Source organism: Polynucleobacter sp., from assembly GCF_018500155.2.
Taxonomy (GTDB): Bacteria; Pseudomonadota; Gammaproteobacteria; order Burkholderiales; family Burkholderiaceae; genus Polynucleobacter.
The window spans coordinates 1-13163 of sequence record NZ_JAHBAK020000035.1 but is presented as its reverse complement, the minus strand read 5'-3'; the positions used below and the strand labels follow the sequence as shown (position 1 = coordinate 13163).

Here is a 13163-nt window from a genome sequence, read left to right as displayed (position 1 = left end):
TAAGTGCTCGCTGTAATTCAGGAGAATCTTTCTGTCCTTGTGCCATAGCGGCTTTTATATTGAGCTCAAGCAATCCATTGGTGAGCGGTGTGCCGTTGACGGTGGCAAAGAAACTGACGCTATCGGGTGTTTTTGATTGCGCTTTGACTTCATAGGCATGGAACAAAACAGCTAATCCCAAGATCGAATAAGCAGTAATTAATTTGCTAAGTAATTGATTTTTCATGGTGAAATTGTACGGGATCATTACATCAAGTAATATCTCATCCTTATATGACGACTTCCAACTTAACACCCATCGCCTTTGATTACCCCCAGCAAAATGCTGCCGGTGCAACTTGTACTGCCCAGGCATGGGCCAAAGTTCCACCCCATTTAGAGGGATCCCAAAAATCAGCCGTGATTTCGAGGACTAAGGAGCTATTGGTTCAGAAAGATGCGGTTTTGGTAGCTCACTATTATGTGGATGGCGATATTCAGGATCTCGCGTTAGAGACCGGGGGTTTTGTTGCTGATTCTTTAGAGATGGCCCGTTTTGGCAAAAACCACCCCGCCAAGAATCTCATTGTGGCTGGGGTTCGCTTCATGGGCGAAACCGCCAAAATATTAAGCCCTGAAAAGCGGGTCTTTATGCCAGATTTGGAGGCAACCTGCTCCCTTGACTTGGGATGCGATGCCAATGACTTTGCTGCTTTTCGTGCCGCCCATCCTGATCGCCAAGTGGTGGTTTACGCCAATACGAGTGCTGCAGTAAAAGCACAAGCTGACTGGATGGTGACCAGTTCTTGCGCCCTAGCGATTGTTCATCAACTCAAAATAGAGGGTAAAAAGATCCTTTGGGCCCCTGACCGCCATTTGGGTCGATATATTCAAGAGCAAACGGGTGCGGACATGCTGCTATGGAATGGCGCTTGCATTGTCCACGATGAATTTAAGGCTGCTGAATTAGAAATTCTCAAAGCGGCGCATCCCGATGCCATGATCTTGGTGCACCCAGAATCACCTCAAGCGGTAGTGGATCTTGCCGATGTAGTGGGCTCAACTTCTGCCATGATTAAAGCAGTGGTTGAGGGTTCTGCTACTGAATATATCGTGGCCACCGATAAGGGCATCTTGCATCGGATGCGCCAATTGGCCCCGAATAAAAAGTTGATTGAGGCACCTACTGCCGGCAATAGCGCCACTTGTAAGAGTTGTGCTCACTGCCCTTGGATGGCTATGAATGGTTTGCAAGGGATTTTGGACTGCCTAGAAAACGCTTCTGGAGAAATCTTTGTTCCAGAGCCGACTCGCTCAGAGGCCCTAGCCTGCATTGAGCGCATGCTCGATTTCACGAAAAATCACCCCGATCTGTTAGCTAAGGCCCAACATGGCTTTGTCAAAAATATTGGCGCAGCTTGATTTGATATCTCCAGGATTCCATTTCATTTTTTAATTTTTATACAGATCATTCATGTTTGACCATAACGAATCTTTAGAGCAAGCACGCCAACGCAATATTCATGACGCCTTAATGGAGGACATGGGTGTTTGTGACTGGACTGCGAAATTGGTCCCCAACAAACCAGTGCAAGCGCAACTACTGGTTCGTCAGGCCGCAGTCCTGTGTGGGGTGGATTGGTTTGAAGGCACATTAAAAAAGCTCGACCCTAGTGCACAAGTGACTTGGCACTACCTAGAGGGGGACATGATGACCCCCGATACTAAGGTATGCGATATCTTTGCTGATGCTCAAGCCCTGCTTTCGGCCGAGCGTACCTGCATTAATTTCTTGCAGACCCTCTCTTGGACTGCCAGCATTACTCGCCAGCACGTTGATGCCATCGCGGGAGCTAGCCCCAACCCTCGGGGATGCGCTGTTTTAGATACACGCAAAACTATTCCAGGTCTGCGGCAGGCACAAAAATATGCTGTACGTGTGGGTGGCGGACAAAATCAACGGCTTGCTCTTTGGCATGGCATCCTAATTAAAGAAAATCATATTGCTGCTGCGGGCAGTGTTACAGCAGCACTCCAAAATGCTCAGGCACTCAATTCAGGGGTGGATATTCAGATTGAGGTTGAGAACTTTGCCGAACTTGAAGAAGCTTTAGCGGCTGGTGCCAAAAGCATTCTGATTGATAACTTCAATACCGATCAAATGAGACAGGCCGTCACTATCACTGCCGGTCGAGCACTATTAGAGGCTTCTGGCGGAATCAATTTAGACCAAATGCGCGCTATTGCCGCTACCGGGGTTGATCGAATCTCGCTAGGTAAGCTCACCAAAGATGTGATCGCAGTCGATTTCTCGATGCGTATTTTAGGATAGCGAATTAAGGTCGCCCTTTTCCCTTGTAAAGCATCTCTTTTTCTAGAGCATTGCGAATGAACTCAATATTGTTACGCAAGCTGTAACAATCAGCGGTGGCCAACTTGGAGGCTTTGGAGTTCAATATTTTGAGCTCCATGGCATTGAGCACTTCCACATATTGGGCTAGCTTGCTGGGATCAAACGAATCCATCGTCTCTTTCTCAAACTTATCCAACTCCTTGTACACCGTATTAATTTGCTTTTTGGCCAGGTTAGTTCGATACGTTGGAATCGATTTAATAATCGGATAAGCAAAGGCAGCAAAGGGTAGGAGCAAGACAAACATCCGCTCAATAAATTCAGCTAGCCAAAATGGGAGGTATTTCATCAGGGCTGGGGTACCCTTTTGGTAGTAGTACTTCGCCTCTGGGCTTAAAGGAGCTTCCGTATTCATATAGGAGGGGAACTGCCCTGCTTTTGCAAAATACGATTTTTTACCGTTGATTTCTTTGGCAGCCTCAAGAAACAATGCCTGAATTGCTGGATGTAGACGATCATCGATTAATAGATTAGTCGTAGTAGAAATCAACTGAATCGGACGATCAGGAATATTTTTACCGAGATCAAAACCACCCATCGGCACCGTTAACTCCTCAAAATAGGGCATCAGACGGGTGTAGGCATTAGCCCTTGTAAAACTAGCCAAATAAATATCTGGGTTTTTAACAAGTCGCTGCACATTCACAGAATCAAAGCCGTCAACCAAAATAACGGCGTCAATTTCCCCGCGCTCTAAGGCAGTTACCCCATCGGAATTCGATAGTGAAAGCAAATTAGGAGTGTTCATGGGCAAGCTATTGAGTTTAAGAATGTTCTCTACCTGCTTGCGCGTACCGCTACCTTGTGGTCCGATATTAATTTTGAGCTTCGTGATATCGCGATCCAAGATGTGAGTCTTTTCGTCAAACAACTTGTGGCGATAAAAGATCCACACCGGCTCAAAGTCAACACTGCCTAGAGATTCGACCCCTGATAAATTGTCGACCGCAATCATGCCACCTTGAACCAAGGCTGCCTGAATGGGGTCCTTGCGATCAATGAGGTGTTGAATATTTTCTTGCGACCCATTGGTAGGAACCAGTTCTAAATGAATCCCTTTGGTTTTAAAGTACGCTTGGTACTGCTCACCCAGAACTTTATAAGAACCGCCTGCGCCCGCAGCCATAAGTACCTTTTTGGGAGGAGCGGGTTTTGCCAGCCATAACAAAACCGCTAAGCCCACTAATAACAACAGCAATAGGGGCCAGATTTCCTTAACAAGGTCTAACCAGCTTTTCAACTCATCGGCAACCGTCTGATAAACAGCGCCAATATGTTCGCCTAAATCTTCCTTAAAGTTACCCATGAATATGCTTTTGTTAAGTAATTGGTAAAGCTTACACTAGGCTACTAATGAAAATCCACTTGGGTAGTGGCAACCCCGGTTTTCAACAAGGCGGATGCATCAATATAGGTAATTTTTTGGCAAGAAGTAGCAAATAACCAGTCAACTAGGTGATCAGCTGCACCAGGCGAAAGCATTTGATGGATGTATTGAGAAATTTGCTGGACGATGGGGCCACTCTTTGAATCATTCGCAATGCATTTATGAAATAACAACTCTGATGCAGGCTGATGCACCCCTAAATTGGTGTTTTCAACAATTTGTGAATTAAGGTGCGCAAAGCGCTTTACGCCTCCAATGTAGACCAAAGCACAGGCAGATTCACAAAACCCATGCATATCTGTATTCCATTTTTCTGAACGTATTTGCCTACCTAGATCCATAGCCACCTCAATATCGCCACCATGAGACTTGATCATGACCATCTTTTCATTACAAGCTAGCTGTTTTGCGCTATTTTTTGCATTCGCAAATGCTGTCTTTAGTGCTTGATTGATATTTCCATCAATCAAAAGAAAGCAATCGGATTGATTTTTCATCACTGATACCTGGCCGCCGGAATATGGGAAAACCGTTTTTCCCTGCTCCTCTTGCGAGGATGAGGCGCATGACAGGACACCCAGACAAGCAATGAAAATTAGAGCAAGCCTGACATATAGCATTTGAACTTACTATCGCCTCAGATTAGGTGCCCGTATCCTCGGGATTGCCTTCAGATTGCGGGGTTAATATCGTTGGATACGAGACCGCCCAAGTGCCAGGGTAATCGCGGCTGTAGTGCAGACCCCTACTTTCTCTGCGCATTAAGGCGGATCTGACAATCAGTTCGGCACACTCTAGCAAGTTACGCAATTCAATCAAGTCGCGCGTCACTTTAAAGTTTGCGTAGTACTCTTGTACTTCGTAACGTAGTAACTTAATACGGTGTAGTGCACGCTCTAAACGTCGATTGGTTCTTACAATCCCTACATAGTTCCACATCAGGGAGCGCAATTCGTCCCAGTTGTGCGCAATCACAACCTGCTCATCCGCATCCTCGACTTGACTCTCATCCCATAAGGGTAAATTCGGCATGGGTGGAGTCTTGAGCGCTGAAATATCCTCTGCCGCTGCTTTACCAATGACTACGCACTCTAGTAATGAGTTGCTTGCCAAGCGATTGGCGCCATGCAAACCAGTGTAAGTGGCTTCGCCCACAGCATAGAGCCCAGGCAAATCGGTGCGACCTTTGAGATCAGTGACCACACCACCACAGGTGTAGTGCGCTGCAGGAACCACAGGAATCGGCTCTTTAGTAATGTCTAAACCTAAGCTCTTACAACGGGCATAGATCATCGGGAAATGCTCTTGAATAAATGCATCACCTAAATGGGTAGCATCTAAATGCACATAATCCAATCCATGCTTTTTCATTTCAAAGTCGATGGCACGGGCAACAATATCCCGCGGTGCTAGTTCATTACGTTCATCATGCTCGGGCATAAAGCGTGTGCCATCAGGCAACTTTAATAGACCACCTTCACCACGCATCGCTTCGGTTATCAAGAAAGTACGATCGCTAGGGTGATAGAGGCAGGTTGGATGAAACTGAATAAATTCCATATTGCCCACACGACAGCCTGCTCGCCACGCCATCGCAATCCCATCACCAGTTGCGGTATCTGGGTTGCTGGTATAGCGATACACCTTCCCCACACCACCAGTTGCTAGCACCACCGCTTTTGCTGCGATCGTTTCCACTCGATTATTTTTAATATCTAAGGCATAGACACCATAACAACGATTCGGTTTGGTGCGCTGTGTTTTAACATCGAGATGACGATTGGTAATCAGATCTAGTGCAATCCAATGTTCCAAAATTTGGATGTTCTTATGAGACTTGGCTTTTTCGAGCAAGACTTCATGAATTGCTTTACCAGTAGCGTCAGCTGCGTGCGCAATACGGCGATGACTATGTCCACCTTCACGTGTCAGGTGCAAACCCATAGGGCCAGACTTATCTTCGGTAAAGGGCACACCCTGCTCTACCAACCATTTAATGGCGTCTGAGCTTTCTTCAGCAATATAGCGAGCAGTCGACTCCACCACCAATCCTGCGCCGGCATTTAACGTATCAGCCACATGCGCATCAATACTGTCATGCTCTTGATCCACTACTCCGACAATTCCACCTTGGGCCCATGCAGTAGCAGCCTCATTAAGTCCGCGCTTGGCCATCAAAATGACGGGTTGCGACTCCGCCATATGCAGAGCAACGGTAAGACCAGCTAATCCAGCTCCAATAATGAGGACTGGTAATTCGCCTGGCGCGTTTGTTGAAATAGGTGTGGAACTAGCCATAAAGGGTTCATTCTAAAGGGCAATTGGAATCAAGACTTTTACCTTTTAATGTCTCGATAAAAATTTTCATGCGATCCGATGCTTTCAAGATAAATCAGTCTGAGCTCATCCTCCAAGGTATATCCAAGCAAAAAAAGCTGGTTATTGCTTTTGAATTTAAATACCCACAATTTTGATAAATCGCCCCTCTTTTTTTGTCCTAGTGCGGGCATTTTGGAGATTTTGACTACAGCCTCATCAACATCTTTAGCGTTTTTATCATTTAGTTTTTTATATTGCCTTGCAAATCGACGCATCTGTATAACTGCGTACCCCATTAATAGTTCCCAGTTCGAGGGGTAAATGGAGCTCCATTCTCTCGCGGCTCCGCCAACGATGCCAAGGACTCAATAATGAAAGAGATAGGCAAATCCGGATTGTCAATTGCTGCGCGACCGACTTTAGCCCAGAACTCAATTTGCCCAGCAATGGTGCGATGCTCAGCTTTCGCTTCGAGCTTTGCTAACTCATATAAGTTGTCATCAATTCTTACAGGCATGCCCATGTTTATTCCTCCAGACTCAATTTTACTACAAAAGTAGTAATTACAAATCTAAGGACATTTAAAAGCCACCCGAGGGTGGCTTTTAATACTAAACGTTTGAAGTCAGTTTTGACCCACCCGGCGCATTAGTGCCATATCCCATAATTTTGGCTACTTCCCCACCCTTGGTGAGCTTGACAGCGCAATACTTAAATTCAGGGATTTTGCCAAACGGATCTAATGCTGGGTTGGTGATGAGATTAGCCGCCGCTTCATAATAAGCAAATGGAATAAATATCACACCCCTTGGTGTGCCATCATCTCTGCGCACATGAATACCCACTTCGCCACGACGTGATTGCACAGTAATGACATCGCCAGCGGAAACACCTAGCTGCGCCATATCTTCACCGTTCATCGACACCGTTGCCATGGGTTCAATCGCATCAAGAATAGTTGCACGACGCGTCATACTGCCGGTGTGCCAATGCTCTAACTGGCGCCCTGTAATTAATACAAATGGGTATTCGCTATCTGGACGCTCGTTAGCAGGAATAATATCCGCAGGCACCAACTTGACCTTGCCATCTGGTGTAGCAAAAGCATCATCAAAAACAATCGGACGACCTGGATCTTCTAAAGACAAACATGGATACGTCACGCTCGATTCTTTTTCTAGTCGCTCCCAAGTAATACCTTTGATAGCGCCATGCATCGCTTGACGCATTTCTTCATAAACTGCTGCTACTCCTGCATCAGGTCCTTGGTAATTCCAATTCAGGCCCATACGCTTAGCGATTTCTTGAATGATCCACAAATCCGGCTTGGCATCGCCAGGAGGCTCAACCGCCTTCTTACCTAACTGCACCATGCGATCGGTATTGCTGGCTGTGCCGACTTTTTCTGGCCACGCACTAGCAGGCAGCACAACATCAGCCAATAATGCGGTTTCGGTCATGAAGATATCTTGCACTACCAAATGCTCCAAAGATGCCAAAGCGTGTCGGGCATGATTAAGATCGGGATCACTCATCGCGGGGTTCTCACCTTCGACGTACATGCCACGAATCTTGTCTGGATCTGAGTCTGGAGCCGTGATCTTGTGCATGATCTCCACCACGGTATAGCCCGGCTTTTTATCTAATGGTGTATTCCAGAATTGCTCAAACCAAGCATGCGCCTGTGGATTGTCCACACGCTGATAGTTGGGGAACATCATTGGAATCAATCCCGCATCACTTGCACCCTGCACGTTATTTTGTCCGCGCAGAGGATGCAAACCAGAACCTGGTTTACCAATTTGACCTGTGATACTGACCAATGCAATTAAGCAACGGGCATTATCTGTGCCATGTACGTGCTGACTGACACCCATGCCCCACAAAATCATCGCAGATTTGGTCGTCGCAAACTCTCTTGCCACTTCACGCAAGGTCTCTGCCGGAATGCCGCAAATTGGCGCCATAGCTTCAGGGCTATAACCTTTGATATTTTCTTTGAGGGCTTCAAAGTTGTTAGCGCGATTGGCAATAAAATCTTTGTCTGCCAAGCCTTCTTCGATGATCGTGTAGATCATGGCGTTAAGCATTGCCACATCTGTATCAGGCTTGAATTGCATCATGCGCCAAGCATGTTTACTAATTTCAGTTTGGCGTGGATCACACAACACAATTTTGGCGCCCCGTTTTGCGGCATTCTTAAACCATGTCGCTGCTACTGGATGATTAGCGGTGGGATTGGATCCAATCAACATAATCAAGCTAGAGTGCTCGACATCATTGACTTGGTTACTCACAGCACCAGAACCAACACCCTCTAACAACGCTGCAACCGATGAGGCATGGCAAAGACGGGTGCAGTGGTCTACGTTATTGCTACCAAAACCTGTGCGTACTAGTTTTTGGAATAGATACGCTTCTTCATTACTGCCTTTGGCGGAGCCAAAGCCAGCCAACACTTTATTGCCGTACTGATCTTTGAGGTTCTTCAGTCCACCACCCGCTAAATCTAAAGCCTCTTCCCAAGTCGCCTCGCGGAAGATATCTGACCAATCTTGCTTGCCTTCCAAAATGGATTCATCTTTGGGCACGCCTGGCTTACGAATGAGTGGCTTGGTTAAACGCTGTGGATTATGAATGTAATCCATACCAAAACGACCCTTGACACAGAGGCGATTGTGATTTGCTGGACCATTACGACCCTCAACACTCACAATTTTTTCATCTTTAACGTTGTAGGTAATTTGGCAACCTACACCACAGAATGGGCAAACTGAATCGACTTTGCGATCCACAGTTTGCGAGCCAATGAGACCTTTAGGCATCAACGCTCCGGTTGGGCAGGCCTGCACGCACTCTCCGCAAGCTACGCAAGTACTCTCACCCATCGGATCATTGAGGTCAAACACAATCTCGCTGTGAGCACCACGCATCGCATAGCCAATCACATCGTTTACCTGCTCTTCACGACAAGCTCTTACGCAACGATTACATTGAATACAAGCATCTAAATTGACTGCCATCGCTGGATGCGAGATGTCGCTAGCAACTTTTTCACGACGCAATGCCTTGAGCTCTGGTCGTACTGTGACGTCCATACGGGCAGCCCAAGTACTGAGCTCACCATGTTGATTTTTTAACTCTTCTGCTGGGCTATCACCAACCCACTTAAACCCTTCGTCCGGCATATCCGACAAAAGCATTTCTAGAACAAGCTTCTGACTCTTGAGTGCACGCTCGCTATTGGCCTTCACTTCCATTCCTGGCGTAGCACTTCTACAGCAACTCGGTGCCAAGGTGCGCTCACCATTGATTTCGACTACACAAGCACGACAGTTGCCATCTGGGCGATAGCCATCTTTAAAGCAAAGGTGAGGAATATCTATACCGTGGCGTTTTGCAGCCTTGAGAATAGTCTCGCCTTCATAAGAGACGATAGTCTTACCGTCGAGCTTGAACTCCACGGTTTGTAATTCGAGTTCTTTTGGGTTGGTTGGTGCGTTCATTTTGTCTCGTTCTTCCCTATTTTGTATGAAGTCAATGGCTTATTGCACTTCCTCATTGCACTTCCTGCGGGAAATATTTTTGTATACAACGTATGGGATTTGGCGCTGCTTGACCCAAACCACAGATCGAAGCATCAACCATCACGGTAGCTAAATCTTCGAGCGTTTTTTGATCCCAAGATTTTGCTTGCATGAGCTTGGCAGCTTTACCAGTACCAACACGACAGGGAGTGCATTGACCGCAACTCTCATGCTCAAAGAAATGCATGACATTGAGTGCCATGTCGCGTGCTTTATCTTGATCGCTAAACACCATGACCGCCGCAGATCCAATAAAACATCCATAGGGTTGCAGCGTATCAAAGTCCAACGGAATATCGTTCATCGTCGCGGGCAAAATGCCGCCTGAGGCACCCCCCGGCAAGTAGCCATAGAACTTGTGGCCATCTTGCATGCCACCACAATATTCATCAATTAATTCTTGTATGGTGATTCCTGCTGGAGCCAATTTGACACCCGGCTTTTTAACGCGCCCGCTCACACTATAGCTACGTAAGCCTTTACGATCATGGCGACCATATGAACTAAACCACTCAGGACCACGCTGCACAATATCGCGTACCCAATAGAGCGTTTCAAAATTGTGCTCTAAGGTAGGACGTCCAAACAAGCCCACTTGAGCAATGTAAGGTGGACGCATACGTGGCTCACCACGCTTACCCTCAATACTCTCAATCATGGCAGACTCTTCACCACAGATGTATGCCCCAGCACCACGACGCAATTCGATTTTTGGTAGCGTAAATGGTGGATTTGCTTGCAGCTTGGCTAACTCTTTTTCGAGCAATTCACGGCAACCGTGATACTCATCACGCAAGTAGATATAACAAGCCTCAATACCAACGACATTCGCAGCAATTAACAATCCCTCTAAGAAACGATGTGGATCACGTTCTAAATAAGTGCGATCTTTAAAAGTGCCTGGCTCACCTTCATCAATGTTGACTGCCATTAATTTTGGCGCTGCTTGGTCTTTCACAATGCGCCATTTACGCCCCGCCGGAAATCCTGCACCACCCAAACCACGCAGGCCTGAATTCTCCATAGCTTTAATCACACTCTCAGCATCTTTCTTGCCATCATGAATTTCTTTGGCAAGCGCATAACCGTCCTTAGCGCGATAGGATTCATATCCTACATAGTCAGGTGAAACAGACTGATTTTCTCCCAGTGGTGAGACGCCCTGCTCTGCCAATGATGCAGGTTCAAATACGGCATCGTCCTTGGCTAAGGGGTGTGTGGTCAATTGATTACGAACAGCGGCGTTCACCTTTTCAGTAGTTGCAAATATCACTGGATATTGATGAACCACGGCCACAGGCGCTTGCTCACAGCGACCTACACAAGGAGCGGCAACAACCTTCACATTGGGATTACCCAGGATGCTTGGCAATTTAGCCAATAAGTTTTGAGCGCCAGCTAATTCACAAGCAACACCATCGCAAACACGCACAGTAATATCAGCCACAGGATCGTTGCCGCGCACTACTTCAAAGTGATGATAAAAAGTAGCAACTTCATATACTTCTGCCATTGGCAAATTCATTTCTTTTGCTAAGGCTACTAAATGACGATCATGTAATGCACGATATTCATCATTAAGTTTGTGCAGATTTTCAATGAGTAAATCACGACGATGCGGTGCATTGCCAATTAACTGTCTAACTTGGGCTATGGAAGCATCATCTGCTTGACGACCTTTTAATTTGCTCTTGCGACGAATAGTCTCCCGCAAATCGTTTGCCGTAGCTACTGCTACTGCTTTGACTTCATTGGTCGGCTTTGGGTGATTCATAGTCTCTAGTCTCTAATGATTATTGTTTTTTTGCTTAGGTTTACGACAGCGCTAACTCTGCCAAAACAACAGCAACTCTTTGATTTTGGTGTATTTAACCCCCTAATTCCTTGACTTGGCTCAAGGCTGCTGTAATGGGGTTAAATCAGGGTAAACCCTGATTTAAAGCAATGATGGGGAGGGTTTGTCGCCCGGAGGAAGTGAGTAGTCGAGCTTTCTCTCGTACAAACGCGCCTTGTAGCAATCCTGATAGCCTTTGCTACCAATTTGCCAGCCAATCGAAGTGCAGTCTTCTTGGGCAGCCTGCTCAATTGAGCCACACCCCGTCAGGCTCATCGCACCAAGTGCGAAAGAAATAAGTAAAAAGCGCGATTTTGTCGAATTCATAGCCTAAGTCTAATGGATTCTGGATTGCCTCTCGACAAATATTCTTTGATCAATTTGCAGCCTATTGGCAACTCTTTAGAAAATCTAGTTTGGTGGAAATCCGACCTTTTGCGCCCACATATTGTTAAACACATGAATGATTGGTTTTTCATAGACCCCAGCCTTGGTGAACGGCTCATTACTCAACCACTCATCGACTGCCGCCCTGCTTGGAAAATCCATTACCAGCAAACTTCCTAAAACAGTATTGCCATCTTCAGAGGTGAGTGGTCCCGCGAAAGCAATACGATCAGCTTGCTGACCTAAATAAGCACGATGCTCTGGCCGGATTTGCACTCTTAAATCAGCGGTGCCTGGACGATCCATTAATAGAATTGAAAAAATCATTTGCTCTCCATTCGAGTTAACTTTGTAGTTCTACCAATTTTGTTGCTTACCATCAATCCAGGTGGACTTCACTTTGATATTGCGAATTTGCTCAACAGGTGTTTTACGTGGATTCTTTTCTAGCACAACTAAATCAGCTTGCTTACCTACTTCGAGACTGCCAACTTTATCGTCGGAGAGCATCGAGTAAGCAGCATCAATGGTCACAGCACGAATGGCATCATCCACAGAAACGCGCTCATTGGGACCTAGCACTTTACGTGGCGCCTTTTGCCATAAGCGCCCAGAACCCTCAGTAATGTAGTTCAAGGGCCCTACGTTAGAAACTGGTGAGTCACTATGGTAAGTGAATCGCGCCCCCTCCTTCTTAAAGGAAGCAGATGGATCAATACGGCTCGCGCGTTCAGGGCCCACTATATGGTTATGAAATGCCTCACCCCAATAATCGACGTGACCAATCGTAAATCCAGGGATGATGCCTAATTGCGCAGCCTTCTTTACTTGCTCAGGAGTGTTAATCGTAAAGTGCTCAATGCGCATACGACGAGCTTTCGGATCTGTATTGCCCGCCAATAACTTGGAATAGGTATTGAGAGTCTGCTCAATCGTGCGATCTCCATTAGCATGAGTTGCTATCTGCCATCCTTGATCAAATAATGGCTTTGTGAGCGCATAGATTTCATCATCTTTGTAATCAAGGTTGCCGCGAAAATGCGTTCCTCGTGGATAGAGGTATGGCTCGCTCAAAGCAGCGGTGATTCCCTGTGTAGAACCATCGGCAACAAATTTAATTCCCACAAAACGGAGTCGATCATCCCCTTCATTTGGCTTGATGGTGTTAAAACCTTTTCCAAGTAATGGGCCATAAAGATAGGCACGCACCCGAATTGGAAAATCGTCGCTATGAGTCATGGCCTTAAACAGCTTGAG

The 13163-nt window shown here is 46.4% G+C and carries 12 protein-coding genes and 1 pseudogene; 2 read left to right on the top strand and 11 right to left on the bottom strand.

The window, feature by feature from the left end:
• A pseudogene (locus KIH43_RS04735) lies at positions 1–226 on the bottom strand (hypothetical protein); the annotation flags it as partial.
• 47 nt (positions 227–273) lie between these two features.
• On the opposite strand from KIH43_RS04735, the gene nadA reads away from it, so the two are divergent.
• Positions 274–1401, top strand: a complete 1128-nt coding sequence (gene nadA, locus KIH43_RS04730; RefSeq protein ID WP_297718277.1) for a quinolinate synthase NadA — start codon at positions 274–276, stop codon at positions 1399–1401.
• Positions 1402–1453: 52 nt separating this feature from the next.
• Positions 1454–2311, top strand: coding sequence for a carboxylating nicotinate-nucleotide diphosphorylase (nadC, locus tag KIH43_RS04725; protein ID WP_297718275.1), 858 nt, complete (start codon positions 1454–1456; stop codon positions 2309–2311).
• A gap of 4 nt (positions 2312–2315) precedes the next feature.
• Here nadC and KIH43_RS04720 read toward each other — a convergent pair whose 3' ends face one another.
• From KIH43_RS04720 to KIH43_RS04675, 10 genes are all read right to left on the bottom strand, one after another.
• Positions 2316–3698, bottom strand: coding sequence for a TAXI family TRAP transporter solute-binding subunit (locus KIH43_RS04720; RefSeq protein WP_297718272.1), 1383 nt, complete (start codon positions 3696–3698; stop codon positions 2316–2318).
• Positions 3699–3742: 44 nt separating this feature from the next.
• Entirely contained in the window at positions 3743–4276 is a 534-nt protein-coding gene (locus tag KIH43_RS04715) for a hypothetical protein (protein ID WP_297718269.1), read from the bottom strand.
• A gap of 145 nt (positions 4277–4421) precedes the next feature.
• Positions 4422–6077, bottom strand: coding sequence for an L-aspartate oxidase (gene nadB / locus KIH43_RS04710; protein WP_297718266.1), 1656 nt, complete (start codon positions 6075–6077; stop codon positions 4422–4424).
• A 38-nt stretch (positions 6078–6115) separates the two neighbouring features.
• Positions 6116–6373 (bottom strand): type II toxin-antitoxin system RelE/ParE family toxin, encoded by a 258-nt coding sequence (locus tag KIH43_RS04705; RefSeq protein ID WP_297718280.1) that lies wholly within the window; start codon positions 6371–6373, stop codon positions 6116–6118.
• A gap of 20 nt (positions 6374–6393) precedes the next feature.
• Positions 6394–6621 (bottom strand): ParD-like family protein, encoded by a 228-nt coding sequence (locus KIH43_RS04700; RefSeq protein WP_297718264.1) that lies wholly within the window; start codon positions 6619–6621, stop codon positions 6394–6396.
• 88 nt (positions 6622–6709) lie between these two features.
• Positions 6710–9604, bottom strand: a complete 2895-nt coding sequence (gene fdhF / locus KIH43_RS04695; protein ID WP_297718261.1) for a formate dehydrogenase subunit alpha — start codon at positions 9602–9604, stop codon at positions 6710–6712.
• Between the two features lie 52 nt (positions 9605–9656).
• A complete protein-coding gene (locus KIH43_RS04690) occupies positions 9657–11459 on the bottom strand; it encodes an NAD(P)H-dependent oxidoreductase subunit E (protein ID WP_297718258.1) in 1803 nt (600 codons plus the stop codon).
• A 162-nt stretch (positions 11460–11621) separates the two neighbouring features.
• Positions 11622–11846, bottom strand: a complete 225-nt coding sequence (locus KIH43_RS04685; RefSeq protein WP_297718256.1) for a hypothetical protein — start codon at positions 11844–11846, stop codon at positions 11622–11624.
• A gap of 84 nt (positions 11847–11930) precedes the next feature.
• Positions 11931–12233 carry a YciI family protein gene (locus tag KIH43_RS04680; RefSeq protein ID WP_297718254.1) on the bottom strand — a complete coding sequence of 101 codons (303 nt, stop codon included), beginning with the start codon at positions 12231–12233 and terminating at the stop codon, positions 11931–11933.
• Positions 12234–12263: 30 nt separating this feature from the next.
• The coding region (locus KIH43_RS04675; RefSeq protein ID WP_297718251.1) for an amidohydrolase family protein at positions 12264–13163 on the bottom strand (900 nt) is incomplete at its 5' end.

What these genes read in the sequence shown, in the direction of transcription:
- nadA (WP_297718277.1), top strand. Translation starts at nt 274, where the DNA reads ATGACGACTTCCAACTTAACACCCATCGCCTTTGATTACCCCCAGCAA.
- nadC (WP_297718275.1), top strand. Translation starts at nt 1,454, where the DNA reads ATGTTTGACCATAACGAATCTTTAGAGCAAGCACGCCAACGCAATATT.
- KIH43_RS04720 (WP_297718272.1), bottom strand. Translation starts at nt 3,698, where the DNA reads ATGGGTAACTTTAAGGAAGATTTAGGCGAACATATTGGCGCTGTTTAT.
- KIH43_RS04715 (WP_297718269.1), bottom strand. Translation starts at nt 4,276, where the DNA reads ATGAAAAATCAATCCGATTGCTTTCTTTTGATTGATGGAAATATCAAT.
- nadB (WP_297718266.1), bottom strand. Translation starts at nt 6,077, where the DNA reads ATGGCTAGTTCCACACCTATTTCAACAAACGCGCCAGGCGAATTACCA.
- KIH43_RS04705 (WP_297718280.1), bottom strand. Translation starts at nt 6,373, where the DNA reads ATGCGTCGATTTGCAAGGCAATATAAAAAACTAAATGATAAAAACGCT.
- KIH43_RS04700 (WP_297718264.1), bottom strand. Translation starts at nt 6,621, where the DNA reads ATGGGCATGCCTGTAAGAATTGATGACAACTTATATGAGTTAGCAAAG.
- fdhF (WP_297718261.1), bottom strand. Translation starts at nt 9,604, where the DNA reads ATGAACGCACCAACCAACCCAAAAGAACTCGAATTACAAACCGTGGAG.
- KIH43_RS04690 (WP_297718258.1), bottom strand. Translation starts at nt 11,459, where the DNA reads ATGAATCACCCAAAGCCGACCAATGAAGTCAAAGCAGTAGCAGTAGCT.
- KIH43_RS04685 (WP_297718256.1), bottom strand. Translation starts at nt 11,846, where the DNA reads ATGAATTCGACAAAATCGCGCTTTTTACTTATTTCTTTCGCACTTGGT.
- KIH43_RS04680 (WP_297718254.1), bottom strand. Translation starts at nt 12,233, where the DNA reads ATGATTTTTTCAATTCTATTAATGGATCGTCCAGGCACCGCTGATTTA.